The following is a 25,578-nucleotide window of genomic DNA, read 5'->3' as shown; positions in this document are numbered from 1 at the left end:
GGCGATGCTCGGCTCACCGGTGCAGCCCGTACAGCCCCGCGCCTGCCGCCGCCGTCACCGTCCACACCGCCAGGGCCGCGACGACGGCGGTGGCGGCACTGTCCGCCCCGCTCCGCGGAGGGGCGACCGGAGTGCCGGTCACATCGACCCATTCGATCCGGTCGTACCGGCGCATCAAAGGACTGCGGCTCCACGGGGCCCGACGCCACAGGCGAACGGTCCGGGACGGTCCGGTCTCCATCACCTTCACCCCGCACGTCTACTTCGGCCCGAGGTCACGGCCGGCGCAGGCGGTCCCCGCACCGGCACCTCGTGCAGTCGCTCGTCAGCGACGGGGCATGCTGTCGCGCCCGGTGGTGCCCTGCCCGGCGGTATTCTGCCCCACCGCCTTGGCCTCGAGCTGCGCGAACTCCGCGGGGGTGATCGCACCCGAGTCGAGCAGGGCCTTCGCGTCGGCGATCTGCCCGGCCGGAGATCTGCCGGCCGTCACCTGCCGGATGTACTCGTCGGTGGTCTGCCTGGCCGCGAGCTGCGCCTGCCCGGCCCGGCCCGGATGGCCATCCCCTGGCCGCGCACCACGAGGTAGATCAAGGCGCTGAAGAACGGGACCACGATCAGCACCACCACCCAGAAGGCCTTGGCCACGCCGGAGACGGTGTGGTCCCGGAACAGATCGATCAGGATCTGGAACAGCACGATCAGATACGCCGCGAACACGAACACGACGATCGTGTACCACAGGAAATCCCAGAACGACTCCATGATGTGCACCTCCTCGACCGGACCTCCTCGACCGCCACAGCGGCGTCGACGCCGCTGCTACGGCACCGCACACTGCCCGGACTCGACCGGATCGAGCAGGCGCCGCCGGGCGAATCCTTCGACCAGCTCGGGGCAGGTCCGGCACCGGAACCCCCGCAAGTCCTCGACGCCGGCGCCACGACCGCCTCCACTCGATGCAGGTGGGGACGGCCGTCGAACTCGGCGACGAGCCGCTCCACCGCTCCGCGGTGAGGGGAACCGCACCCGCCTCGGTCATGCTCGTCTCGAATCACGCAGTCCCGGTGTGCTCCGCCGGATAGGACTGCCTCGAGTGTATGTCCGGCCACTGCCCCGGCACCCGGGAACGAGATGACGGTGATCATCCGGTCGGTGACCAGCGCAATCCGCTTCCCATCGGGTGAGGTGGTCGACCCCGACCTCGAGGTCCTCCCACGCCACGCCGAGATCCCTCGGCCTCGAAGCGGTCGGCCGGCTCCACCCCTCCTCGGCCGGTCTGTCCCGCGGTCAGCCCCGGGACGCCGGGCGTCCCGGGTCATCCGCACCGGTCGTCGCGTCCTGCTTCGTCACCGCTGGGCGCGGTCCCGTCGAAAAATCCCGCCACCCGACGAGCACCGTGTGCACGGTTTCGGCGCCGTGCAGCGGTTCGGGCGGGGCGGGCAGATCGGCGGGGTAGACGAGAAACGGAGTGCTCTGCGGTCCGCCCATGCCGCCGTGCGAGCCGACCTGCTCCTCGAACGCCGCGACCTCGTCGGTGTCGGGCCAGTACGTGCCGCCGACCATGATGTCGGCAACGTTGTTGAAGGTGTCGGTGCGACGCACCTTCGCCAGCGCGTCGGGGCCCATCACCGCCAGCGGGTTCCGGCCGGTGACCTTCCCCGTGGTCACGTCGACCTCGCCGTGGGGCCCGAGCACCACGGACCCCCCGGGAGCGGCCACGAGCAGGAAGCCGATCCCGGGATGCTCGCGCAGCCCGGTGAGCAGACCGGGGTGGGCGGCCTCGATGGCGTGGACGTCGGCGCGTCCGGGCAGGTGCGGGAAGTAGACCAGGCCGAGGTTGCCCGAGCCGAGCACGATCGGCTCACCCGCGCAGGCGTGTGCCTCCTCGGCGGCGGCCGGCGAGTGCACGCTGGCCGCGGCGTAGGCGCGCCCCTCCGACCCGGGTTGGGCGGAGACGTCGGATTCGCGCTCGTACCAGTGGCGCTTCGCCGGTTCGCGCCGGGTGGCCAGCCGGATGACCAACTGCCCCAAGGTTTCCCCGTAGCGTTGCAGAAAGGTCGCGCCCTGACTCTGCCCGTGGTCGGACAGCACGACGACGCGGTAGGGCCGATCGGCCTGCGCCACCACGGCGAGCAGCATCTCGACGACGTCGTCGAGTTTGGTCAGCACCGCGAGGGTCTCGGGCCGGGAGATGCCGGAGTGGTGCGACACCTCGTCGTAGCCGATCAGGTCGACGTAGACGACGCTGCGCCCCTTGATCAGATCGCCCACCACCGCCGCGACGGCGACATCGGTGGCGAGCACGGTCGCGAACGCCCGCACGAACGGATAGAGCCCGCCCCGCGGCACCCGCGGCTGGATGTCCTTCCGCTTCTGCCGCAGCGACTGGCGTAGTTCCCGTTGCAGTTCCGCGAGCATCCGGATGAACGTGCGCAGCGCGCTCGCCGGGTCGGCGAAGTAGTCGCTGTAGCCGGCACCGCCGCCGAGGCGGGCACCGCGCATCCGGCTGACGACGAGCACGTTGTCGTGCGCGCCGCCGGTGAACAGGTTGCCCCGGCTCGTACCGTCGTGCGCCAGCAGGCCGGGGATGTGGGTGCGTTCGAGTTCGCGTTGCTCGTTGTCGACCGGGTTGCTGAACACCGAGACGTGCTCGGTGGTCTTGTCGTACCAGCGGAACGCCGGCACGTTGTGATTGGAGCCGTGCAGCACGCCCAGCTGGGTCGCACCCGTCTGACTGCTCCAGTCGGTGTGCCACGGCATCAGCCGGTGGGTCTCGCGCACCAACTTCGCCAGCGCGGGGGTCACACCGTCGGCGATCGCGCGACGCAGCACGTCGTAGCCGAGGCCGTCGATCTGGATGCACAGCAGCCCCGGGGACGCGTCCACGAGTGCGGTGTTGCGACGCAACCGGAACCGCTGTCGGCGCACCTGCATCAGCCGGTACGCGGTATCGGAACGGGACGCGATGGCGCCCGAGACGACGGAGGTGAACAGCGAGAGCAGCGCCGCGAGGTAGAACGCATCCCGGCGCTGGTCCACCGACGCGACCGGTACCAGGTAGAGCGTCAACAGCATGATCACACCGCCCGCCACGAACACCCCGACGAACAGCAGCACCGGACCGATCCACGACATCAACCGCATCATCACCGGCCACAGCGCCGCGTTCAGGAGGCCGAACACCAACGCGAGCACCAGCGCGGCCGGCAGCGTCGGTAGCGGAGTGAAGCCCGACGGGTCCAGGGTGATGCCGTCGAGGATGCGGTCGAGCACGATGAGCGCGAGCGCCGACGACCCCCACAGCACCAGGAACTCGACGAGCACCCGCACCATGCCGCCCACCGTGCGCATCGCGGCCCCTTCCCTCGTCTGGAATCGTAAGGGTCGTGAGCACGCCACCGGGTCCGGATGCCGCCACATCCGGTGTGCGCTGGCTCGGACATGCCAGCGCGCTGATCATGGACCGCGGGACGGTCGTCCTGACCGATCCGGTGCTGACCGACCGCGTCGCGCATCTGCGCCGCCGCCGGGGGCCCACCCCGATCGGGCCGCACGTGCGCAACCCGGACGCCGTCCTGCTCTCACACCTGCACGCCGACCACACCCACCTGCCGTCGCTGCGGCTGCTCGACCCGGACGTTCCGATCGTGGCCCCGTGGCGGGCGATCGACGGCCTGCCCGCGCTGCGCCGATTCGCCGACCGCCTGGTGCCGCTGCGGCCCGGCGACGAGACACGGATCGGCACGCTCACCGTCCGGGCGGTGCCCGCCCGACACGACGGGCGGCGCTGGCGACGCGGCCCGGAACTCGCCCCGGCGATCGGGTACGTCGTCGAGGGGGACCGGCGGACCTACTTCGCCGGCGACACCGACCTGTACCCGGACCTCGCCGACCACGTCGGCCCGGTGGACCTTGCGTTGCTGCCCGTCGGGGGCTGGGGTCCGACCCTCGGCAACGGCCACCTCGACCCGTCCCGGGCCGCGGTCGTCGCGCGCCTGGTGGCAGCGGGCCTGGCGGTGCCGATCCACTACGGCACGCTGTGGCCGATCGGCCTCGACGCCGTACGCCCCCGGTTGTTCTTCGGTCCGGGCGCCGAATTCGTCCACCACGCCCAGCGGGCGGGGATCGTCGCGGTGGAATTGCCCCCGGGTGGCGCACTCGGCGCACCGGGCGCCGGCCCCGGCTCGCCGGGACCACACCGCGTATGAACTCGGCCACCTCGGCTCACGGGATGCCGTAGGCGCGGTGGTCGGCCTCGCGGAGCGCGCTCACGTAGTCGCCCCGTCCGCGGCCGGTCCCGTCCGCGCCGGGCGGCACGGCAAGCATCCCCCGGAACTCGTCGACGCTGCGATACCCCTTGCGGCGCATCCACTCGCGCACGCCGTCGAGCAGGACGGCGGCGTACTCGGGACCGTGGCGCAGCAACGCCGAGGCGGACTGCACGACGTCCGCGCCGGCGAGCAGGTGCTTGATCACGTCGGTGGCGTCCTCGACGCCGGTGGTCGCGGCCAGGTCGGCACGCACCCGTCCACGCAGCAACGCGATCCAGGTCTGCGGCAGCCGGGTTTCCGCGGGGGTCGAGAGGGTCACGGCAGGCACCACGGTGAGGGTTTCGGGATCGATGTCGGGCTGCAGGAACCGGTTGAACAGCACCAGCCCGTCGGCCCCGGCCTCGTCGAGGCGAAGCGCCATCTCGGCGATCGAACTGAACTGGGGGCTCACCTTGACCGCCACCGGCACGGTGACGGCGTCCGCGACCCGGGCCAGGACGTCGAGGTGCCGTTGTTCGACGTCCCGGCCGCTGATGTGCGGATCACCGGGCAGGTAGTAGATGTTCAGCTCGATCGCGGCCGCACCGGCGTCCTGCATCGACCGGGCGTAGCCCGCCCACCCGCCCGGGGTGACGCCGTTCAGGCTGCCGATCACCGGGACGGCGACCGCCTGCACGGCGCGTTCGAGCAGACTCAGGTAGCGGCGCGGTCCGTGGTCCTCGACGGCTTCCTCCGGAAAGTACGACAGGGACTCGGCGTAGCTCTGCGAACCGTGCTCGGTCAGTGCCGCATTGCGCTCCGCTTCGCGCAGCAGCTGCTCTTCGAACAGCGAATAGAGCACCACCGCACCGACGCCTGCCCCGGCGAGCCGCCGGACACCGTCGACCGTGCGGGACAGCGGGGATGCCGCCGCCACCAGTGGGTTCGGCAAGGCCAGGCCCAGATACCGCGTCGACAGGTCCATCAGCGGTCCTTGCGGGCGTCGGCGGTGAAGTGGTGCGACCCTTGCGACGCCATGTCCTCGTACCGGTCCCAGCGCTGAGCGATCGCCTCCTCGGAGAGGCCGAGGAGCCGGTCGTATTCCGCCGGATCGGTGTTGGCGAGCGCGCGGTACCGCAGTTCGCGGCTGCGGTAGTCCTCGAGCGGAATCCTCGGCCGGTGCGAATCGAGCAGGAACGGATTCTGCCCGGCCGCCCGCAACACCGGGTCGTAGCGGATCAGCGGCCAGTGCCCGCTGGCCACCGCGCGGTACTGCTGGTCCATCCCGTGACGCATGTCGATGCCGTGCGCGATGCACTGACTGTAGGCGATCACGAGCGAGGGCCCCTCGTAGGCTTCGGCTTCCCGCATCGCCTGCAACGTGTGTTGCGGATCGGCGCCCATCGCGACCCGGGCGACGTAGACGTTGCCGTAGGCGATGGCCTGCAACGCGAGGTCCTTCATCGGGACCGTCTTGCCGCCGGCGGCGAACTTCGCGATCGCCCCGAGCGGGGTGGCCTTGGACATCTGCCCCCCGGTGTTGGAATACACCTCGGTGTCGAGGACGAGGACGTTGACGTTGCGGCCGCTGGCCAGGACGTGGTCGAGGCCCCCGGCACCGATGTCGTAGGCCCAGCCGTCGCCGCCGACGATCCACACGCTGCGCCGCACCAGGTGGTCGAGCACACTGCGCAGGTCGGCAGTCACGTCGGGATCCAGCTCTGCGAGCAGGGTTTCGAGTTCGGCCACCCGCTCCCGCTGGGCGCGCAGCTCGGACTCGCGCAGTTGCGGCGCCGTCAGGATGTCGTCGACGAGGTCGGCACCGATCGCCTCCCGCAGTTCGGTCAGGCGCCGCCGGGCGAGCCGGGTGTGCTCGTCGGCGGCCAGCCGGAACCCGAGCCCGAATTCGGAGTTGTCCTCGAACAGGGAATTGGACCAGGCGGGGCCGCGTCCGTCCGCGTTGGTCGTCCAAGGGGTGGTGGGCAGATTGCCGCCGTAGATCGACGAGCAGCCCGTGGCGTTCGCGATCATCAACCGGTCGCCGAACAGCTGGGAGAGCAGCTTGAGGTACGGGGTCTCCCCGCAGCCCGCGCAGGCGCCGGGAAACTCGAACAGCGGCTCGAGGAACTGCGTTCCGCGGACGGTGCCGAAGTCCACCCGGGCCCGGTCGGCCGTCGGCAGCGTCTCGAAGAAGGTGATGTTCTCGCGTTCGGGGGCCACCCGCGGTTCGCGGGGGGCGAGGTTGATGGCCTTGGTCACCGTCGCGCCGGGGGCCACGGCAGGACAGGCCTCGACGCACAGCCCGCATCCGGTGCAGTCCTCGGCGTAGACCTGCAGGGTGTACCGGACATCCGGCAGGCCCACAGCGCCCAATGCCGCCGAGCCGAACTGCTCCGGGGCACCGTCCAAGTGGGACTTGTCGTAGAACTTGGTACGGATCACGCTGTGCGGACAGACGAAACTGCAGTTTCCGCACTGGATGCAGGTGTCCGGGTCCCACACCGCGACCAGTTCCGAAATGTTGCGCTTCTCGTAGGCGGTGGTGCCGCTCGGGTAGGTGCCGTCCACGGGAAACGCGCTGACCGGCAAGGCGTCCCCGCGCCCGGCCATCATCTCCGCGGTGACGGTGCGGACGAACTCGGGCGCGTACTCGGGCACGATCGGCGCCGGCACCCGCGTGGTGGTCACCCGATCGGGCACATCGATCCGGTGCAGCTCTTCCAATGCCCGGTCCACCGCGGCCAGTTCGCGCCTCAGCACGTCGGCTCCGCGGTTGCCGTAGGTCTTCTCCACCGACTTCTTGATCCGGGCGACGGCCTGCTCGCGCGGCAGCACATCCGAGATCGCGAAGAAGCAGGTCTGCAGCACGACATTGATCCGCCCGGCGAGCCCGACCTCACGAGCGATCCGGCCCGCGTCGACCGCATACAGCGTGATCCGTTTGTCGAGGATCTGTTCCTGGACCCGGCGGGGCAGCGCGTCCCAGACCTCGTCCGGCCGGTGTCTGCAGTTCAGCAGGAGGGTCGCTCCCGGCGCGGCCGGCCCCAGGACGTCGATCTTGTCGAGGAATCGGAACTGATGGCAGCCGACGAGGTCCGCGCGGCTCACCAGATACGGTGCGCGGATGGGCCGTGGCCCGAAGCGCAGGTGCGAGACGGTCTGCGAGCCGGACTTCTTCGAGTCGTAGACGAAGTAGCCCTGCGCGTGCAGGTGCTCCTCGTCGCCGAGGATCTTGATGGTGTTCTTGTTGGCCCCGACGGTGCCGTCGGAGCCCAGGCCGTAGAAGATCGCCCGCACGGTGTCGGAGGATTCGATGTCGAAGGACGGGTCGTAGGTGATGCTGGTGCCGGACACGTCGTCGTCGATGCCGACGGTGAACCGGCGCCGGGGCCGCTCGCGGGCGAGCTCGGTGAAGACGCCGGCGACCATGCCGGGCGTGAATTCCTTCGACGACAGGCCGTAGCGTCCGCCGCAGACCCGGGGCATGACGGCCCGCTCACCGTCGGCATGTGCCTCGGCGAGGGCCGCGACGACGTCGAGATACAGCGGCTCGCCGAGCGAACCCGGTTCCTTGGTGCGGTCCAGCACGCCGATCGTGCGCACCGTCGCCGGCAGCGCCGCCGACAGCGCCTCGGCGGGGAAGGGCCGATACAGCCGCACCTGCACCACCCCGACCCGCTCACCGCGGGCGGTGAGCGCGGCAGCGGTTTCGGCCGCGGTGTGCGCCCCGGACCCCATCAGCACCAGCACCCGTTCCGCCTCGGGGTGCCCGGTGTAGTCGACGATGCGCATGTCGCGGCCGGTGCGCTCCCCCAACCGCGCCATCAACTCGTCCACCACCGCCGGAACCCGGGCGTAGAACGGGTTGACCGTCTCACGCGCCTGGAAGTAGGTGTCCGGGTTCTGCGCGGTGCCCCGGATGAACGGCCGCTCCGGCGACAACGCGCGTCCGCGGTGCTCGCGGATCAGCTCCTCGGGCACCAGGGCCCGCAGGTCGTCGTCGGCCAGCGTCTCGATGGTGTTGAGCTCGTGCGAGGTGCGGAAGCCGTCGAAGAAGTGCACGAATGGCACCCGCGTCCGCAGGGTGGCGGCCTGCGCCACCAGCGCCAGATCGTGCGCCTCCTGCACCGAGGCCGAGGCGAGCAACGCGAACCCGGTCTGGCGCACCGCCATCACGTCCGAATGGTCACCGAAGATCGACAGTCCCTGCGCGGCCAGGGACCGGGCGGCGACGTGCATGACCGCCGAGGTCAGCTCACCGGCGATCTTGTACATGTTCGGGATCATCAGCAGCAGCCCCTGCGACGCGGTGAACGTCGTCGCCAGTGCCCCGCCCTGCAGCGCGCCGTGCAGCGCGCCCGCCGCGCCGCCTTCGCTCTGCATCTCCACCACACTCGGCACGGTGCCCCACACGTTCGGCCGGTGCCGGCTGGACCATTCGTCGGCCAGCTCGGCCATCGCCGACGACGGGGTGATCGGATAGATGCAGCACACTTCGTTGAGCCGGTAAGCAACCGACACGGCCGCCTCGTTACCGTCCACCGTGGCACGCGTCATGTCGGCTCCGGAAACATCTCGATGGCGTGGACCGGGCACTGCTCGAAGCACTCTGCGCAGCCGGTGCACTTGTCGTAGTCGTACCGGTAGCCGTGGCCGGCACCCAGCTTGACGATCGCGTCCTCCGGGCACGCGCCGAGACAGCCGTCGCACTCGAAGCAGTTGCCGCACGACAGGCACCGGCCCGCCTCGAACGTCGCCGCCTCGGCCGATACCCCGCCGACCACCTCGTCGAACCCGGAAACGCGTTGCTCGACAGGCAGTTCGGGCTGCACCCGCCGATCCGCGTCGGCGAAGTACCACAGGTGCAGCTGGTCGAACGTCGCGATCGGATGCTTGGCAGGCCGCTCGTCGGGCACTCGGCGCAGCCAGGCGTCGATGTGGTGTGCCGCCTTCTTCCCGTGACCCACCCCCACCGTCACGGTGCGCTCGCCGGGCACCATGTCGCCGCCTGCGAACACCCCGGGGCAACCGGTCATCAGCGACCCGTCCACCCGTACGCTGCCGTCGCGCTCGAACTCGACTCCGGGCAGCGTGCGCATGAACGCCGACTCGGTCTCCTGGCCGATCGCCATGATCAGGGTGTCCGCGGCCAGGGTCTCGAAACGTCCGGTCGGCCGCGGACGACCGGACTCGTCGAGTTCCATGACCTCGACCTGCAGTTCGGGACCGTCGAAGGCGGTGACCGTGCGCAGCCAGTTGATCCGTACGCCTTCGCGTTCGGCGTCCTCGGCTTCCTCCTCGTGGGCGGACATCTGCTCGCGGGTGCGGCGATAGACGATGACCGCGTCCTCGGCCCCGAGCCGGCGGGCCACCCGGGCCGCGTCCATCGCCGTGTTGCCGCCGCCGTAGACGGCAACGTGCCGCCCGACGGCCGGGGGTTCCCCGGCGGCGACACCGCGCAGGAACGACACCGCGTCGATCATCGTGCCCGCGTCGCAGGCCGGGATATCGACCCGTTTGGCCAGATGCGCGCCGACCGCGACGAAGACCGCGTCGAAACCACCCTCGGCGCGTTCCGACGCGAGGTCCTCGACCCGGTGGTTGCAGGTCAGCTCCACGCCCAGCGCCGCGACCCGCTCCAGTTCCGCCTCGAGCACGTCGCGCGGAAGCCGGTAGTTCGGGATGCCGTAGCGCATCATCCCGCCGGGCTCGGAGCCGGCGTCGCGGATCTCGACGTCGTGGCCGCGGCGGGCGAGGTGACAGGCAGCGGACAGCCCGCTCGGTCCAGCACCGATCACCAGGACCCGCTTGCCGCTGCGGGCGGGCGGCGGCTCGAACATCCAGCCCTGCTCGCGCGCCCGGTCGCCGAGAAACCGCTCCACCGAATGGATGGACACGGCGCTGTCCAGAGTGGCGCGGTTGCAGACGGATTCGCAGGGGTGGTAGCACACCCGGCCGTGGATGGCGGCGAACGGATTGTCGGCGACCAACTGCCGCCAGGCCTGCTCGTAGCGGCCGGCCTTCGCGTGCGCCAGCCAGGCCTGGATGTTCTCCCCGGCGGGGCAGCGGGCGTTGCACGGCGGCAACAGGTCCACATACACGGGCCGACGCCGGCGCACCGGCCCCGCGCGGGGACGGCCGTGCACCAGATCCGGCAGCGGTGTGAGCTCCTCCGACGGCCGGGCCGGACGCCCGCCCGTCGCCCCGCCACTGCGCTCGTCGGCAGTCATCCCCTCACGATAGGGCTCCGGCCGGGTGTCCGGCACCGGATTGCGGCGGCACGGACGTGCCGACGACCCGTCTCCGACGGATCGGGCCCGCTACGGACGTGCGTCCGTAGCGGGCCCGTGGGTGTCGCTCAGCAGCACGTCGTCGCGGCGGGCGCCTTCTCGGTGCCGGTCGCCGGTTCCTGTTCGGCGGCGGTGCCGCAGCAGACTCCCTCCGAGTTCTCGCCCTGGTCGAGCAGCTTCGGGCTCGTGCCGAAGGTGTCGCTGTCGGCGAGGACGGTGTAGACCTCCCACTTCTCCCCCGCCGGGCCGGTGACCCACACCTTGTCCTGGGTGGCGAAGCAGCACGTGGTGCCGATCTCCTCGTCGGTGAACAGCCCTTCGTCCGTGAGGCGGGCGATTTCGGAGTGCACCTTTTCGCTCGACTCCACCTCCACCCCGAGGTGGTTGATCGAGCCGCCCTTGCCCGCGTTCTCGATCAGGACGAGCTTCAGCGGCGGCTCGGCAATCGCGAAGTTCGCGTAGCCGGGCTTCACCTTCGCCGGCTCGGTGCCGAACAGCTTCGAGTAGAACGTCACGGCCTCCTGCAGATCGTCGACGTTGAGGGCGAGCTGAACGCGGGACATGATGACCTCCACCTGTGAGACATACATCGAATTAGTACGCCCACTGTCACCCCCTTTTTGACATATGTCAAGAGGGGTGGATGATGGGGACATGCCCAAGGCGCTCCCGGTCATCGACGTCTCCGCCCCCATCTGCTGCGCGCCGGTCTCGGCCGCACCGATGAGCGAGGCAGCCGCCCTCGAGGTGGCGCTGCGGCTCAAGGCGCTCGCCGACCCGACCCGGATCCAGCTGATGTCGATCCTGCTCACCACGCGGGAGGACGACGTCTGCACGTGCGACCTGGCGTCGGCCGTGGGCCTGACGGAGTCGACGGTCAGCCACCACCTCGGCCAGCTGCGCAAGGCCGGGATGGTGCAGTCCACGCGCCGCGGCATGAACGTCCACCATCGCGCCTGCAACGAGGCTCTGCAGGCACTGCGTCTCGTCCTCGACCCCAACTGCTGCACGTGAGAGGGGCCGAATGTCACATGGGTTCGATCACATCGAACCCATGTGACATTCGGCCACACAGCCCCCGGCTCACACCGCGCCGAACAAGACCTGTGCGTTGTCCCAGCACACCGCGCGGACCCATTCGCTGCCGAGACCGAGCCGTTCGACCGCCTCGAGCTGATGGACGTACGGGTACGGGATGTTCGGGAAGTCGCTGCCGAACAGCACCTTCGAACCCAGTGCCTGCAGCCGCGGCAGCTCGTCCTCCGGGAACGGCATCGACTCCTGCGTGAAGTCGGTGAACGCCATGGTGGTGTCCAGGTGCACCCGCGGGTACTTCTCCGCCAGATCGAGGAACTGGCGGTACTCCGGCATGCCCATGTGCGCGACGATCAGCGCCAGCCGCGGGAACCGTTCCAGCAGCGCGGCGATCGGTCCGGGCCCGGTGTGCGTCCCCGGAGCCGGTCCCGATCCGCAGTGGATCACGATCGGCACGCCGGCATCCTCGAGCAGTCCCCACACCGGGTCGAGCAGCGGGTCGTTGGGGTCGTAGTCGCCGACCTGGATGTGCGACTTGAACACCCGTGCCCCGTGCTCGAGTGCCGCGGCCACGTAGCCGGCGGCGTCGGGCTCGGGATAGAACGTCGCGGTGTGCAGGCAATCGGGGGTGCGGGCCGCGAAGTCCACCGCCCACGCGTTCAGCCACGCGGCCATCGCGGGCTTGTGCGGATAGAGCATCGCCGTGAACCGGCGGACCCTGAAACCCCGCAGCCGCTCGACGCGCTCCTCCTCGGCGTGCCGGTAGGTGATGGGCCACGCCCGGCCCACCAGCGGCCCGGCGGAGTCGAAGTAGCTCCACACCTTGTCCATCACGTTCGACGGCATGAAGTGGGTGTGCACGTCGATCAGGCCGTTGAGGCCGTGCCGGGCCCGGAAGTCGGCCACCTGCTGCGCTTCGTCCATCACCCGAAGGTAGCGACCCCGTCGCCGGTGCGTCTTTTGGGCTGCCCCAGCCGCCCGAAGGACACACCGGCGCCGGAGGCGCCTCAGAAGTACACGGCGATGCGGCGGCCGTCGATCTCGTGCACGGCGATGTCCATGTCGTACACCTTGCGCAGCACCTCGGGCTGCAGGATCTCGTCGACGCCCCCGTCCGCGACGACGGCACCGTCGCGCATCGCGACGATGCGATCCGAGTGGCACGACGCGAAGTTGATGTCGTGGATCACCAGGATCACGGTCTTGCCCATCTCGTGGGCCATGCGTCGCAGCAGCTGCATCATGTGTTGCGAGTGCTTCATGTCCAGGTTGTTGAGCGGTTCGTCGAGCAGCACGTAGTCGGTGTCCTGCGCGAGCACCATCGCGACGAACGCGCGCTGCCGCTGTCCGCCGGAGAGCTGGTCGAGGAAGCGGTGCTCGAACCCGCCCAGGCCGGTGTACTCGACGGCGCGGTCGACCGCGTCGTGGCAGGCCGCCGAGAGCCGGCCCTTCGAATGCGGGAAGCGCCCGAACTCGACGAGTTCGCGCACCGACAACCGCACCGCCGTGGTGTTGTCCTGGCGCAGCACCGACAGTTTCTTCGCCAGCGCGTCCGAGGGGGTGGCCCGCAGGTCGAGCCCGTCGATGCTGACCGATCCGGCGTCGGTGTCGAGCAGCCGCGCGACGATGGTCAGCAGTGTCGACTTGCCGGCGCCGTTGGCACCGATGATCGACGTGAGGCCGCCGCGCGGGACGTCGAGGTCGACGGGCCCGAGCACGGTGGTGCCGGCGTAGTTCTTGGCGAGGTCCCGAACGGTGATCACAGGCGCGCACCCCTCACGAGCAGGGAGATGAAGTAGATGCCGCCGACGAAGTTGACGACGACGATGAGGCTCGAGTTGTAGTCGAGCAGCCGGGCGAGGACGAACTGCCCGCCGACCAGGGCGACGATCGCGACAAGCGTCGCGGCGGGCACCGTCCAGCGGTGCCGGAACGTGCCGACGAGTTCCCGGGCCAGGTTGGCCACCAGCAGCCCGAGGAACGTGATGGGCCCGACGAGCGCAGTGGACACCGAGACCAGCACCGCGACGACGATCAGCGCGCGGGTGACGACGCGCCGGTGGTCGACGCCGAGGCCGATCGCGTGCTCGCGGCCCAATGCGACGACGTCGAGTTGACGCAGCAGCGGCACCGAGAACGCCGTCGCCGCGACGACGAGCAGGGCCGACACGACGAGCAGGTCGACCTGCACGTTGTTGAAGCTGGCGAACAGCACGTCCTGCAGGGTCATGAAGTCGTTGGGGTCGATCAGCCGCGACACCAGCGACGACAGCCCACCGAACAGCGCGCCGAGCACGATGCCGACGAGCACCAGCACGTACAGGTCGCGGGATCCGCGGTCGAAGAGCCATCGGAACAGCACGAGCGCGAAGCCGACCATGGCAAGCACCTCGACCCCGAACTTCAGGCGCGGATCCAGTGTCGCGAGGGCGCTCGCGCCGAACAGGAACACCACGAGGGTCTGCAGCAGCATGAACAGGCTGTCGAAACCCATCACGCCCGGGGTGAGGATGCGGTTGTTGGTGACGGTCTGGAAGATCACCGCGGCGAAGGCGGTGGCGTAGCCGACGAGCACCATCGACAGCACCTGCCGGCCGCGGATCTTCATGGCGAAGTCCCACGAGCCGGTGACGAAGAGGAACAGGTAGGCGCACACCGCCAGTGCGGCGACGACGGCGAGCACGACGAGCACGCGGGCAGGGTTCCGGCGACTCGTCACGGCGGGTGCGGCGACGGCCGGGCTCATCGCGGTCCTCGCCGGGTGCGCAGGATCAGCGCGATGAACACGACGGCGCCGACGACGCTCGCGACGGTGCCGACCGGGATCTCGTACGGGTAGCGGAGGACGCGGCCGACGACGTCGCACGCGAGCACGAATCCGGCGCCGGCGAGCGCGGTGATCGGCAGGACGCGGCGCAGGTTGTCGCCGAGCGCCAGGGTGACGAGGTTGGGCACGACGAGACCGAGGAACGGGATGGCGCCGACGACGACGGTGACGACGGCGGTGGTGACGGCGACGACGACCATCCCGATGTTGATCACCAGCTGGTACGGGACGCCGAGGTTCTTCGCGAAGCCCTCGCCGAGGCCGGCCACGGTGAAGCGGTCGGCGTACAGATAGGCGACGGCCATGACGGCGACGACGACCCAGATGATCTCGTAGCGGCCGCGCAGGATGCCGGAGAAGTCACCGCTGGTCCAGGTGTTCAGGGCCTGCATCAGTTCGAGCCGGTAGGCGAAGAACGTGGTGACGGCCATGACGACGCCGCCGAACATGAGGCCGACGAGCGGCACGACGATCATGTCGGTGAACCGGACGCGGCGCAGGAGCCGCAGGAACAGGAAGGTGCCGACGAGGGAGAAGGCGACGGCGACGAGCATCCTGCCGAGCACGGACTGTCCGCCGAGGAACAGGGTGGCGACGAGGATGCCGAGCAGGGCCCATTCGACGGTGCCGGCGGTGTCCGGCGCCACGAACCGGTTGCGGGTCAGGTGCTGCATGATCAGGCCGGCCACGCTCAGGGCGGCGCCGGCGAGCAGGATCGCGATCAGGCGGGGCACGCGCGAGACGAAGAACACCTCGAGGGTCGCGGTGTCGCCGCGCAGCAGGTCGGCGGGGGTGACGTCGGCGACGCCGACGAACAGGGACGCGAAGGCGGCGACGGCGAGCAGCGCCGCGCCGATCAGGACGGGACGCAGACGCGCGGCGGGGCCGGCGGCCGCACGCGGGGTGCGGTCGCCGGCCCTGCCGGTCGTTACCGGGGAGCTCACGGGCGGGAGGCGGTCATGCCGCCGCGGCCTTGCCGACGGCCTGCCCGACGACGTCGATCTGCGACTGGACGGAGCTCAGCGCGCTCGGCGCCATGTACCAGGTGTACAGGTCGAGGTAGGTGATCCGGCCTTCCTTCGCGGCGGTGGTGCCGCCGACGAGCGGGTTGTCGAGGACTCGGGACGCGTTGGGGCCGGTGGTGTCGCCGAGGGGTGCCTCGCGGTCCTGAACGAACATCAGGTCGGGGTCGGCCTGGGCGATGTACTCGAAGGACACGGCGTCACCGTGGGCGACGTCGTCGGCGAAGGTCTCCGACACGGGCTTGACGCCGAGGTCGTGGATGATCCCGTACCGGGAGCCGGGTCCGTACGCGGTGACCTCGGCGGCCTCGACGCGCGTGATGAGTCCCCGCAGGTTCGCCTGTGCGGCGGCAGCGGACACCGCGTCGAACGACGCCTCGATGCCGGCGAACTTCTCCTCGAACGCGCCCTCGGCGCCGAAGATGGTGGCGAGGTTGCGGTTCTGCTTCGCGACGCTGGCGAGGAAGTCCTTGGCGTCGACGGAGAGGTCGACGGTCGGGGCGATCTCGCTGAGCGCGTCGTAGCTGGTGGCCGACCGGGCGGCGACGATGATGAGGTCGGGCTCGAGGGCGTTGACGGCCTCGAAGTCGGGCTCGAACAGCGAGCCGACCTTGGCGACGTCGTCGCCCCGGTAACGCGCGAACGATTCGGGCCAATTCGTGAGCGCGGGGACGCCGACGGCGTCGGGCAGGTCGAGGTCGATCATGGACTGCAGCACGCTCTGGTCGAAGACCACGACCCGTTCGGGATCGACGGGCACCTCGGTATCGCCCTGGGCGTGACTGATGACGACGGTCTCGCCGGTCTCCGCCGCGGTGTCGGAGGAGGTGTCGGAGGAGCAGGCGGAAAGCCCGAGCGAGGCGGCCGCGACTAACGCGACGGCGGCGGACAACCGGATACGCATGGGCAATCTCCTTGAAAATTGAACTTCCGAGGTAGACGGAGCCACCCGCGCAGCCCCACCCACCGCCTCGAACTCAGCCAAGCGTTGCCTAACTTAGCATGCCTTTACTTACCGTTGGCAAGGGTCGTGTCGCCCCACGGACGAGCGCGCCGCCACTACGGTCGGACCCATGACCTCCACCACGTTCTCCGCCTGGGTCGCGCGCGAGCACGACGACGCGCTCGACTTCGCCCCCGAGACCGTCGACGAGACGATGCTGCCCGACGACGGCATCACCGTCCGCGTCCTGCATTCGAGCATCAACTACAAGGACGCCCTCGCCGTCGTCCCGCGCGGCGGCGTGGTCCGCAACTACCCGATCATTCCCGGCATCGACCTCGCCGGTGAGGTCGTCACCTCCGATCACCCCGACTTCGCGCCCGGGGACCGGGTCCTTGCGCACGGCTACGAGATCGGCACCGGCCGCCACGGCGGCTACGCCGAGTACGCCCGCGTCCCCGCCGACCAGCTCGTCCGGCTCGGCGAGCTCTCCACAGCCGACGCCGCCGCCATCGGCACCGCCGGATTCACCGCGGCGCTGAGCGTGCAGGCCCTGCTGCGGCACGGCCTGACCCCGGACGACGGGCCCGTCGTCGTCACCGGCGCCTCCGGCGGCGTGGGCACCGTCAGCGTCGACCTGCTCGCCGCCGCCGGATTCGAGGTGGTCGCCTCGACCGGCAAGCCGGAAGCCCACGACCTGCTCACCGAACTGGGCGCCGCCTCGGTGATCGGGCGGCTGCCCGAGGACCCCGATGCGAAGCCGCGACCGCTCGGCAAGGCGATCTGGGCCGGGGCCGTGGATTGCGTCGGCGGCGCCACACTCGCCCATGTCCTCAGCACCGTCCAGTGGGGCGGCGCGGTCGCCGCCAGCGGACTCACCGGTGGCGCCGCCCTGCAGACCACGGTGATGCCCTTCATCCTGCGCAGCGTCGCCCTGCTGGGCATCGACTCGGTGCAGCTGCCCATCGGTCCGCGCCGGGCGCTGTGGGAGCGCCTCGCGGGCGACCTGCGGCCCCGGCACCTGGCCGACATCACCCGCCACATCCCCGCGCGAGAGCTGGTGCCCGCGCTCGACCTCGTGCGGGCCGGCAAGTTCACCGGGCGCGCGGTGATCGAGGTTGCCGGCGGATTCTGAGGGCTCGTCAGAAGAGGGTGAGCTCGACCTCCTCGACCACCTTCACCGTCCGGCGCACCGCCTTCTTCGCCCGCGCGGGTGCGGCGGTCGGCTCGGGCCGCGCATCCGCGGCGGTCGGCTCGGGCCGCGCACACGCGGCGGTCGGCTCGGGCCCGGCCGGTTCGGAGACGGGCGCGTTCGGGGCGGGCGGGGCCGCCGCCTGCGCGCGCGCCGCCTCGCCCGCGAGGGTGTCGGCGAGTTCGTTGAAGTGGTTGCCGACGTGTCCGCGCACCCACCGGAACCGCACCGGCCCGGACCGGTCGGCGAGGACGCGGTCGATGGCCTGGACCAGATCGAGGTTCTTCACCGGCGCGCCGGTCGCCGTCTTCCAGCCCTTGCGCTTCCAGCCCGGCAACCATTCCGAGGCGCACTTGATGGCGTACTGCGAGTCGGATTCGATGATCATCGGTTCCGGACCGGGATGGGCCTTCAGCGCCTCGAGCAGCGCCCGCAGCTCGGCGATCTGATTGGTGCCCGAGTGCTCCCCGCCCGAGCGGCTCGGTCCCTCGTGATTGACCCACGCCCATCCGATGGCGCCGCCCGGATTGCGAAGGCAGGAACCGTCGGTGCTCACGATGATCATGTGCCAGACCATATCCCGTGGCAGGGGCGACGTCGCGCCCGAGGCGCCGACGCGCCGCGGCTGCGCAGAAATCGCGGCACCCCTCGGCGTGTCGGCGCGAGAAGCGCACGCTCGGCGGGTCGCCGCCTTCGATCCGCACCTCGTCGCACGGTCACCTCGTCGCACAGTACGGTGGACCGGTGCCCTCCCCTGCTCCACCCAGCACCGGCGCGCTCGTCGTCCGCGCCGAGCTGCCCCGGCCGGTGGACGTCGCGCTGACGTTGCAACCCCTGCAGCGCGGGCCCTACGACCCTTGCCATCGCCGCGACGGGCAGGCCGTGTGGCGCACGTCCCGGTTGGCGTCGGGGCCGGTCACCTACCGGCTCGTGCAGGACGGTCCGCGCGGCGTGCGCTGCCACGCGTGGGGTGCCGGGGCCGAGGAACTGTCGGCACACCTTCCCACCCTTCTCGGTGCCGAGGACGACCCGACCGGGTTCCGGCCCGAGCATCCGAGCCTGGCCGAGGCCCATCGCCGCCTGCCGGCCCTGCGGATCCCGCGCACCGGCCGCGTCCTCGAGGCCCTGGTCCCGGCGATCCTCGAACAGCGGGTGCACAGCGTCGCCGCGTTCGCGTCGTGGCGGCGGCTCGTCACGTGGTTCGGCGACGTCGCGCCCGGTCCGGCACCGGAGGGGATGCGGGTGCCCCCGGCCGCCGAGACGTGGCGCCGCGTCCCGTCGTGGGAGTTCCACCGCGCCAACGTCGACCCCGGCCGGGCCCGGACCGTCGTGAGCTGCGCCCGGCTGGCCGACCGCCTCGAGCGGCTCGTCGACCTCGCGCCGGCCGAGGCGCAGCGGAAGCTGCGCTCGATCCCGGGCGTGGGCGTATGGACCGCCGCCGAGGTCGCGCAGCGCGCCTTCGGCGACGCGGACGCGCTGTCGGTGGGCGACTACCACCTCGCGACGATCGTCGGCTGGTCGCTGCTGGGCGCACCACTCGACGACGCCGGCATGGTGAAGTATCTGGAACCGCTTCGGCCGCACCGTTATCGAGCGGTGCGACTGATCATGGCGACCGGCGGGGCGGGGCGGGTCCCGCGACGGGGACCACGCACGCCGATCACCGATCACCGCGGGCGCTGAGCAGTTCCCCCGCGCCGGTCGCGCCGCCGGGGCCGGAATCGTCGGCCCGGTACCGCGGGGCTGCGCTGCCGCGGCGCCGACGGCTGACCGTCGGAATTCCGGCCGTCGAACCGTACCCTGGTGGCATGTCCGACCCAGACATTTCGACCGCGCCCACGAGGCTCGAGCGGCTCCCGAGCTGGCTGCTGACCCAATCCGCCCGCCACGTGCACCGGGTGGTGGTCGACCGGCTCGGCCAGGCCGACGCCCGCGGCTACCACTACCGCGCGCTCGCGGCACTCGAGGAGTACGGCTCGCTGTGTCAGACGGATCTCGGCCGTCGCGCGGGGATGGACCGCAGCGACATCGTCGCCACCGTCAACGAGCTGGCCGACCGGCGGCTCGTCGACCGCAGCCCCGATCCCACCGATCGGCGCCGCAACATCATCAGCGTCACCCGCCGCGGGCGGCAGCACCTGCGCACCCTCGACGACGTGCTCGTCGCGGCGCAGGACGAGGCGTTCGCGCCGCTCGACCCGACCGAGCGCGACCAGCTCGCCGTCCTGCTCGCGAAGGTGCTGGCCCACCACACCCGGCAGGCCGGCAGGTGAAGGGTTCCTCGCGGGAACCCTCCACCCGGGGCGGGCTCAGAGGGAGCGGGCGATGATCTGCTTCATCACCTCGTTGGCGCCTGCGTAGATCCGCTGCACGCGGGCGTCCTCGTACATCCGCGCGATCAGGTACTCGCGCATGTAGCCGTAGCCGCCGTGCAGCTGCACGCAGCGGTCGATCACCTCGCACTGCCTGTCGGTCAGCCAGTACTTGACCATCGCGGCGTCCGCGTCGTCGAGCTCGCCCTTCAGGTGCTGCTCGATGCAGTGATCCAGGAACACCTGGCACGTCCGGGCGATGGTCCGGCACTCCGCCAGCTCGAACGCGGTGTTCTGGAACTCGAACAGGCTGTGCCCGAACGCCTGCCGCTCCTTCGTGTAGCGGACGGTCTCCTCGACCGCGCGCTCCATCGCGCCGGCCGCCTGCGCGCCGATGATCAGCCGCTCCTGCACCAGCTGCGCCATCAGCTGCGCGAAGCCCTGCCCCTCGCTCCCGCCGAGCAGGTTCGCCACCGGCACCCGCACGTCGGTGAACGACAGCTCGGAGGTGTCGGCGCCGTGCTGGCCGACCTTGTCCAGCACCCGCCCGACCGCGAAGCCGGGGCAGTCGCGCAGGTCGACGATGAGCAGGGACACGCCCTTGGCACCGGCCTTGGGGTCGGTCTTGACGGCGAGCACGATGACGTCGGCCGACGAGCCGTTGGTGATGAAGGTCTTCGAGCCGTTGACCACGTATGTGTCGCCGTCGCGGATCGCGGTGGTCTTGATGGCCTTGAGGTCCGAGCCGGCGCCCGGCTCGGTCATGCCGATCGCGCCGAGGATCTCACCGGTGGCCATGCCGGGCAACCAGGTCCGCTTCTGCTCCTCGCTGCCGTACTCGAGGATGTAGTGGGCGACGATGCCGCTGTGCACCGAGATGCCCAGTGCGAGGTCACCCGAGTAGCCCTGCGCCTCGAAGACGGCCAGATCGTGGGCGAAGGTGCCCCCACCGCCGCCGTACTCCTCCGGCACCGAGCACAGCAGCAGCCCGAGCTTGCCTGCGGCGAGCCACACGTCGCGATCGATGCGCCGCTGCGCGTCCCACTTCTCGGCGCGGGCCATCACCTCGCGCTCGAAGAAGTCACGGGCGAGTTCGGAGACCGCCTGTACCTCGTCGTCGTGCCAGGACGGCACGTGCTTCTTGACCATCGGTGTCCTTCGGCCTTCCGTCGCGTGCGACCGAATGTCACACCGCTTCACTTCGATCGAACTCATGTGACATTCGGTCACGTGGTGCGCAGCTCGCGCTTGAGCAGCTTGCCACTCTGGTTGCGCGGCAACGTGTCCACGAACCGGACGAGCTTCGGCACCTTGAACGGCGCGAGCCGCTGCTTGACGTGGTCGATCAGCTCGCGCTCGTCGACATCCGCGCCGTCGCGCAGCACGACGACGGCGGTGACGGCCTCGATCCACTTCTCGTCGGGCGTGCCGATGACCGCCACCTCGGCGACGGCCTCGTGGGTGTAGAGCGCGTCCTCCACCTCCCGGGAGGCGACGAGGATGCCGCCGGTGTTGATGACGTCCTTGATGCGGTCGACGACGGTGATGTAGCCCTCGGCGTCGCGCGTGACGAGGTCGCCGGAGTGGAACCAGCCGTCGCGGAACGCTTCCGCGGTGGCCTCCGGGTTCTCCCAGTAGCCCAGGCACAGCTGCGGCGACCGGTACAGCACCTCGCCGGACTCACCGTCGGGCACGTCGTTGCCGTCGGCGTCGACGACGCGGGTCTCGACGAACAGCACCGCCCTCCCGCACGACGACGGCCGGTCCTCGTGCTCCTCCGGGCGCAGAACCGTTGCCAGCGGACCGATCTCGGATTGACCGAAGCAGTTGTAGAACCCCAGGTCGGGGTAGCGCCCGCGGAGCCGGTTCAGCACGGTGACGGGCATGATCGACGCGCCGTACTGGGCCTTGCGCAACGACGACAGATCGCGGGTCTCGAGGTCGGGGTGGTTCGCCAGCGGCACCCACACCGTGGGGGCGAGGAACAGCGAGCCGATGCGCTCGGACTCGACGAGCCGGAGGATCTCCGGGATGTCAGGGGCGGGCAGCAGCGTGATCGTGGCGCCGACGGCCAGGTACGGCATCATGAACACGTGCATGCCGGCCGAGTGGTAGAGCGGCATGCAGACCAGCGGGTTGTCGTCCGCAGCCAGGTCCAGCGCGACGATCGACGAGGTGTACTCGTGCACCAGCGCCCGGTGGGGCATCATGGCGCCCTTGGGCTTCGACGTGGTGCCGGAGGTGTAGAGCAACTGCACGAGGTCGGCGTCGGAGACGGTCACGTCGAGTTCCGGAACCTCGCCCGCGCACGCGGCGGTGAGCAGCGAGTCGTCGGCGTCGCGTAGCGGCAGGACGTGTTCGGCCGGGACGTCGGCGAGCACCTGCTCGAGGTTGCCGGCCAGGGCGGGGTCGACGAGGACGGCACGCGCCCCGGACTGGCCGAGCAGGTAGCTCAGCTCCTCGCCGCGCAGCGCGTAGTTGATCGGCACGTGTACCAGGCCGGCCCGGACGACGGCGAGGTACCCGACGACGTAGGCGTCGGAGTTGGTGCCGTACGCGGCGACGCGATCGCCCTGGTCCAGGCCCAGCGCGCGCAGCCGGGCGGCCGCCCGGGTGACCGCGTCGTCGAGTTCACGGTAGGTGAGGGTGCGGTCGCCGAACCGCAGGGCGGTGCGGTGGGGGAAGCGGGCGGCGCTGCGGTGCAGCACGCCGTCGACGGTGTTCGCGCGCGCGTCTGAGCTCATGATCGGACACGTTATAGGACGTCCAACCAATGGTCCAGACTTAACGCTCGATAAGCCTAGCGGCCCTGCCATACGGGACGGCGCTTCTCCACGAACGCGGTCATGCCCTCCTGCGCGTCGCAGATCATCGCGTTGGTCGCCATGGTCTCGGCCATCGCCTCGTAGGCCTGCTCCTGCGGCAGCTCGATCTGCCGGTAGAAGGCCTCCTTGCCGATCCGCACCGTCGCCGGCGACGCCGAGACGATCTTCGCGGCCAGCGCGGCGGTCTCGGTTTCCAGCGCCGCCGGGTCGACGACGAAGTTGACCAGCCCCCAGTCCGCGGCCGTCTCCGCATCGATGGTTTCGCCCGTGAGCAGCATCTGCATGGCCCGCTTGCGCCCCACCGCGCGGCTGAGCGCGACCATCGGCGTGGAGCAGAACAGGCCGATCTTCACCCCCGGGGTGCCGAACACCGCGTCCGACGACGCGACCGCCAGGTCGCACGACGCCACCAGCTGGCACCCGGCCGCGACGGCCGCACCCTGCACCGACGCGATCACCGGCTGCGGCACCGACTGCACGGTCTGCATCATCTCGGTGCAGGTGTCGAAGATGACCCGCTCGTCCTCGAGGGTGCGGCCGATCATCTCGCGCAGGTCGTGACCGGCGGAGAACACCGGTCCCTCGGCGCGGATCACGATCACCCGGGTCGCGGACTCCGCGGACAGCGCGCGCAGTCCCATCGTGACCTCGCGCATCGCCGCCGCGGACAACGGGTTTCGCTGATCGGGACGGTTCAGGGTGAGCAGGCCGATGCCGGAGGCCTCGTCGACAGCGATGAGAACGGCGGCGGGCTGGTCGGTGCGCGTGTCGGTCATGTGCTCCTGCCTACACGACCCCGACGGGGGTGGCCACCCCCCGAACGTGGGTGAGCAGTCGCAGCAGCGCGGCCGCCACCTCGTCGGCGCGCTCGACGATGAGCGAGTGCCCCGCGCCGTCGACCCGCACCAGTTCGGCGGCCGGCAGCCGCGCGGCGATGGCCCGCGAATGCGCGAACGGGGTCAGCTCGTCGGCCGACCCGCCGACCACCAGGACCGGGATCGCCGCGAGCACGGCCAGCGCCGCCGACTCGTCCAGCACCGCGAACGCCGCTAGGAAACGCGAGAGCGTCACGATCGACGTCTCGTTCGTCAGGGTCGTCGCCAGCGAACGCGCCCACGAGTCCGTGGTGCCGCGACGGACCACCGGCGCGCACATCCGCCCGCCGACGCGCATCGATCCCTGCATCACCCGCGGTGCCCGTCGCACCGCGCGGTGCAGCACGGACACCGCCGGGTGCCGCAGGTAGCGGCCGAGCCCCAGGTCGGCCAGGCCGCTCGCCGCGGTCGCGACGAGCGCGGCGGCGACGACGCGGCTGCCGATCGCCTCCGGGTACAGCCGTGCGTAGGCCATCGCCACCATCCCGCCCATCGAGTGCCCCGCCAGCACCACGGGCCCGCGGGGCACGACGGTGCGCAGCACGGCGTCGAGGTCGTGGGCGAGCTGCTCGATGGTGTACGTCTCGGGCGCGCCGACCCCCGACCGGCCGTGACCGCGCTGGTCGTAGGCGACGATGCGGACCGCCGCGCCGGCCTGCCCGGCAAGGCGCTCGCGCACCGCCGACCAGCTGTCGGTGCGCAGGCAGTGCCCGTGCACCAGCACGACCGTGACGGGCGCGTCGGCGGGTCCGTGCACCCGCACCGACAGGGGCAGGCCGTCGTCGGCGGCGACGGTCACCCGACGCAGATCCGGTCCAGGCATCGCGGCCTCCCAGCGGTCGATCTGCCCGGAATGTCGTCGGTGCCCGACGGGGACGTTACCGCCGCGACCGAATCGTGACGACGCTCGGCGCCGAACCGATCGGCACGGAACTGCCGCACGGTTCCCGGACAGTGGCGCGCTCGATTCGCGGTCGACCGCCCGGCGCGGATCCGGCACTCAGCGTGGGGCGAGGGCCCGGATCATCTCCGTAGGATCGCCCGCGGTGGTCATCGCGATCACGGGGGTGGTCACACCCGCCTCGACGTACCGTTCGATGTGCTCCCGGCACGCCTCCGGCGGCCCGTGCACGACCAGCTGGTCCACCACGTGATCCGGGATCGCGGCGAGGGCCGCCGACCGCTCCCCCTCCCCCCACAGCCGCCACATGCCCTCGAAATCCTCGCTGCGGCCCAGGAATTCGTGGAAGGCGCGGTAGACGGGGACGTTCATGTAGGCGGCGATCATGCGACGGCCGATGCTGCGGGCGGTCTCGGCGTCGAAGCCGGGCAGCACGAAGATGCGGGCGACGATCTCCTTGCCCGCTCCACCCTCGTGCACGTACGGCGCGACGGTGCGCACGTCGTCGGCCGAGAGCCAGTTGACGATCGCACCGTCGGCCTCGCGTCCGGCGAGGCGCAGCATGCCGGGCCGCAGGGCGGCGAGCAGCAGGGGCGGGGCGGGATCGGGGACGAGGCCGGCCCGGAACCCGCTGACCTCGAACGTGTCGTACTTGTGGGTGACCTTCTCACCGGCGAGCGCGGCGCGCAGGAACTGCAGCGTGTCGCGGGCCCGCTTGAACGGCTCCTCGAACGGGGTGCTGTTCCACTTCTCGACGATCACGTTGGACGAGGTTCCGACGCCGAGGACGAAGCGGCCCGGGGCGGCGGCGGCGAGAGTGGCCGCGGAGATCGCCAGGGTGGCCGGGCCGCGCGTGAACACCGGGACGATCGCGGTGCCCAGGCGCAGCGTCGGCGCCCACACACTCGCCAGCGCCAGGGGCGTGAAGGCGTCGGCCACGCTGCTCTCGGACGACCACACGTCGGTGTAGCCGAGGTCGGGCAGTTCGGCGATCAGGTTTCGCTGATCCGGCAGGGAAATGCCGTCGAGAGGGATAGTCAGGCCCCAACGGCGCGGCGTCGCATCATCGCTCATACGCCACACCTTAGGCTGCGCCGGTGCGTCCT

Annotated in this window: 22 protein-coding genes and 1 pseudogene; 5 read left to right on the top strand and 18 right to left on the bottom strand. The window is 70.8% G+C overall.

Annotated elements, in window-relative coordinates; all coding sequences use genetic code 11:
- Positions 1–13: 13 nt before the first annotated feature.
- The 3 genes and pseudogenes from JYA75_RS29090 to JYA75_RS07745 all read right to left on the bottom strand — a co-directional run bounded on the left by JYA75_RS29090 (position 14) and on the right by JYA75_RS07745 (position 3,351).
- Positions 14–142 carry a hypothetical protein gene (locus tag JYA75_RS29090; RefSeq protein ID WP_277397941.1) on the bottom strand — a complete coding sequence of 43 codons (129 nt, stop codon included), beginning with the start codon at positions 140–142 and terminating at the stop codon, positions 14–16.
- 183 nt (positions 143–325) lie between these two features.
- Positions 326–762, bottom strand: a pseudogene (locus tag JYA75_RS07750) (PLDc N-terminal domain-containing protein).
- 525 nt (positions 763–1,287) lie between these two features.
- Positions 1,288–3,351, bottom strand: a complete 2,064-nt coding sequence (locus tag JYA75_RS07745) for a phage holin family protein (protein WP_203329852.1) — start codon at positions 3,349–3,351, stop codon at positions 1,288–1,290.
- Positions 3,352–3,386: 35 nt separating this feature from the next.
- Here JYA75_RS07745 and JYA75_RS07740 point away from each other — a divergent pair, with 35 nt between their 5' ends.
- Complete coding sequence (locus JYA75_RS07740; protein WP_006945056.1) at positions 3,387–4,208, top strand: MBL fold metallo-hydrolase; 822 nt, start codon at positions 3,387–3,389, stop codon at positions 4,206–4,208.
- 16 nt (positions 4,209–4,224) lie between these two features.
- On the opposite strand, the gene JYA75_RS07735 is transcribed toward JYA75_RS07740, so the two are convergent.
- The 4 genes from JYA75_RS07735 to JYA75_RS07720 all read right to left on the bottom strand — a co-directional run bounded on the left by JYA75_RS07735 (position 4,225) and on the right by JYA75_RS07720 (position 11,103).
- Positions 4,225–5,235: a dihydroorotate dehydrogenase-like protein gene (locus tag JYA75_RS07735; protein WP_203329851.1), complete on the bottom strand. Its 1,011-nt coding sequence runs from the start codon at positions 5,233–5,235 to the stop codon at positions 4,225–4,227.
- Positions 5,235–8,807, bottom strand: coding sequence for a pyruvate:ferredoxin (flavodoxin) oxidoreductase (nifJ, locus tag JYA75_RS07730; protein ID WP_203329850.1), 3,573 nt, complete (start codon positions 8,805–8,807; stop codon positions 5,235–5,237). The genes JYA75_RS07735 and nifJ overlap by 1 nt, the downstream gene beginning before the upstream one ends.
- Positions 8,804–10,480 (bottom strand): NAD(P)-binding protein, encoded by a 1,677-nt coding sequence (locus JYA75_RS07725; RefSeq protein WP_185713155.1) that lies wholly within the window; start codon positions 10,478–10,480, stop codon positions 8,804–8,806. Before JYA75_RS07725 ends, nifJ begins: the two co-directional genes overlap by 4 nt.
- Positions 10,481–10,608: 128 nt before the next feature.
- A complete protein-coding gene (locus tag JYA75_RS07720) occupies positions 10,609–11,103 on the bottom strand; it encodes an ArsI/CadI family heavy metal resistance metalloenzyme (RefSeq protein WP_029546394.1) in 495 nt (164 codons plus the stop codon).
- A 91-nt stretch (positions 11,104–11,194) separates the two neighbouring features.
- Between JYA75_RS07720 and JYA75_RS07715 the strand changes: the two genes are divergently transcribed.
- Positions 11,195–11,554 carry an Rv2640c family ArsR-like transcriptional regulator gene (locus JYA75_RS07715; RefSeq protein WP_006935749.1) on the top strand — a complete coding sequence of 120 codons (360 nt, stop codon included), beginning with the start codon at positions 11,195–11,197 and terminating at the stop codon, positions 11,552–11,554.
- Positions 11,555–11,623: 69 nt separating this feature from the next.
- On the opposite strand, the gene JYA75_RS07710 is transcribed toward JYA75_RS07715, so the two are convergent.
- From JYA75_RS07710 to JYA75_RS07690, 5 genes are all read right to left on the bottom strand, one after another.
- Positions 11,624–12,499, bottom strand: coding sequence for an amidohydrolase family protein (locus JYA75_RS07710; protein WP_044475904.1), 876 nt, complete (start codon positions 12,497–12,499; stop codon positions 11,624–11,626).
- 83 nt (positions 12,500–12,582) lie between these two features.
- Positions 12,583–13,338 (bottom strand): ATP-binding cassette domain-containing protein, encoded by a 756-nt coding sequence (locus JYA75_RS07705; protein WP_006935734.1) that lies wholly within the window; start codon positions 13,336–13,338, stop codon positions 12,583–12,585.
- Positions 13,335–14,321 (bottom strand): iron chelate uptake ABC transporter family permease subunit, encoded by a 987-nt coding sequence (locus tag JYA75_RS07700; RefSeq protein WP_235431124.1) that lies wholly within the window; start codon positions 14,319–14,321, stop codon positions 13,335–13,337. The genes JYA75_RS07705 and JYA75_RS07700 overlap by 4 nt, the downstream gene beginning before the upstream one ends.
- On the bottom strand, positions 14,318–15,346 hold the full coding sequence (locus tag JYA75_RS07695; RefSeq protein ID WP_203329849.1) for an iron chelate uptake ABC transporter family permease subunit: 1,029 nt from the start codon (positions 15,344–15,346) through the stop codon (positions 14,318–14,320). The genes JYA75_RS07700 and JYA75_RS07695 overlap by 4 nt, the downstream gene beginning before the upstream one ends.
- A 13-nt stretch (positions 15,347–15,359) precedes the next feature.
- Positions 15,360–16,328, bottom strand: coding sequence for an ABC transporter substrate-binding protein (locus JYA75_RS07690; RefSeq protein ID WP_006935723.1), 969 nt, complete (start codon positions 16,326–16,328; stop codon positions 15,360–15,362).
- A gap of 169 nt (positions 16,329–16,497) precedes the next feature.
- Here JYA75_RS07690 and JYA75_RS07685 point away from each other — a divergent pair, with 169 nt between their 5' ends.
- On the top strand, positions 16,498–17,502 hold the full coding sequence (locus tag JYA75_RS07685; RefSeq protein WP_203329848.1) for an acryloyl-CoA reductase: 1,005 nt from the start codon (positions 16,498–16,500) through the stop codon (positions 17,500–17,502).
- Positions 17,503–17,509: 7 nt separating this feature from the next.
- Here JYA75_RS07685 and JYA75_RS07680 read toward each other — a convergent pair whose 3' ends face one another.
- Complete coding sequence (locus JYA75_RS07680; protein ID WP_203329847.1) at positions 17,510–18,124, bottom strand: ribonuclease H; 615 nt, start codon at positions 18,122–18,124, stop codon at positions 17,510–17,512.
- A gap of 179 nt (positions 18,125–18,303) precedes the next feature.
- Here JYA75_RS07680 and JYA75_RS07675 point away from each other — a divergent pair, with 179 nt between their 5' ends.
- On the top strand, positions 18,304–19,242 hold the full coding sequence (locus JYA75_RS07675; RefSeq protein ID WP_006939802.1) for a DNA-3-methyladenine glycosylase: 939 nt from the start codon (positions 18,304–18,306) through the stop codon (positions 19,240–19,242).
- 125 nt (positions 19,243–19,367) lie between these two features.
- The gene (locus tag JYA75_RS07670; RefSeq protein ID WP_006939806.1) at positions 19,368–19,832 is read left to right on the top strand and encodes a MarR family transcriptional regulator; all 465 of its coding nucleotides are present in this window, start codon (positions 19,368–19,370) and stop codon (positions 19,830–19,832) included.
- A 36-nt stretch (positions 19,833–19,868) separates the two neighbouring features.
- On the opposite strand, the gene JYA75_RS07665 is transcribed toward JYA75_RS07670, so the two are convergent.
- The 5 genes from JYA75_RS07665 to JYA75_RS07645 all read right to left on the bottom strand — a co-directional run bounded on the left by JYA75_RS07665 (position 19,869) and on the right by JYA75_RS07645 (position 25,546).
- Positions 19,869–21,020, bottom strand: a complete 1,152-nt coding sequence (locus JYA75_RS07665; protein WP_006939807.1) for an acyl-CoA dehydrogenase family protein — start codon at positions 21,018–21,020, stop codon at positions 19,869–19,871.
- A gap of 77 nt (positions 21,021–21,097) precedes the next feature.
- Positions 21,098–22,615 (bottom strand): acyl-CoA synthetase, encoded by a 1,518-nt coding sequence (locus tag JYA75_RS07660; RefSeq protein WP_185713157.1) that lies wholly within the window; start codon positions 22,613–22,615, stop codon positions 21,098–21,100.
- Between the two features lie 56 nt (positions 22,616–22,671).
- Positions 22,672–23,472 (bottom strand): enoyl-CoA hydratase, encoded by an 801-nt coding sequence (locus tag JYA75_RS07655; RefSeq protein WP_050035992.1) that lies wholly within the window; start codon positions 23,470–23,472, stop codon positions 22,672–22,674.
- Positions 23,473–23,482: 10 nt separating this feature from the next.
- Positions 23,483–24,394, bottom strand: a complete 912-nt coding sequence (locus JYA75_RS07650) for an alpha/beta hydrolase (RefSeq protein WP_072636401.1) — start codon at positions 24,392–24,394, stop codon at positions 23,483–23,485.
- A gap of 177 nt (positions 24,395–24,571) precedes the next feature.
- Entirely contained in the window at positions 24,572–25,546 is a 975-nt protein-coding gene (locus JYA75_RS07645) for an LLM class F420-dependent oxidoreductase (RefSeq protein WP_006939812.1), read from the bottom strand.
- Between the last annotated feature and the right edge of the window lie 32 nt (positions 25,547–25,578).

It is taken from the genome of Rhodococcus sp. PSBB066, assembly GCF_017068255.1.
Taxonomy (GTDB): domain Bacteria; phylum Actinomycetota; class Actinomycetes; order Mycobacteriales; family Mycobacteriaceae; genus Rhodococcus; species Rhodococcus aetherivorans.
Note: the sequence above shows the minus strand (reverse complement) of the source record. Positions and strands in the feature narration are given on the sequence as shown.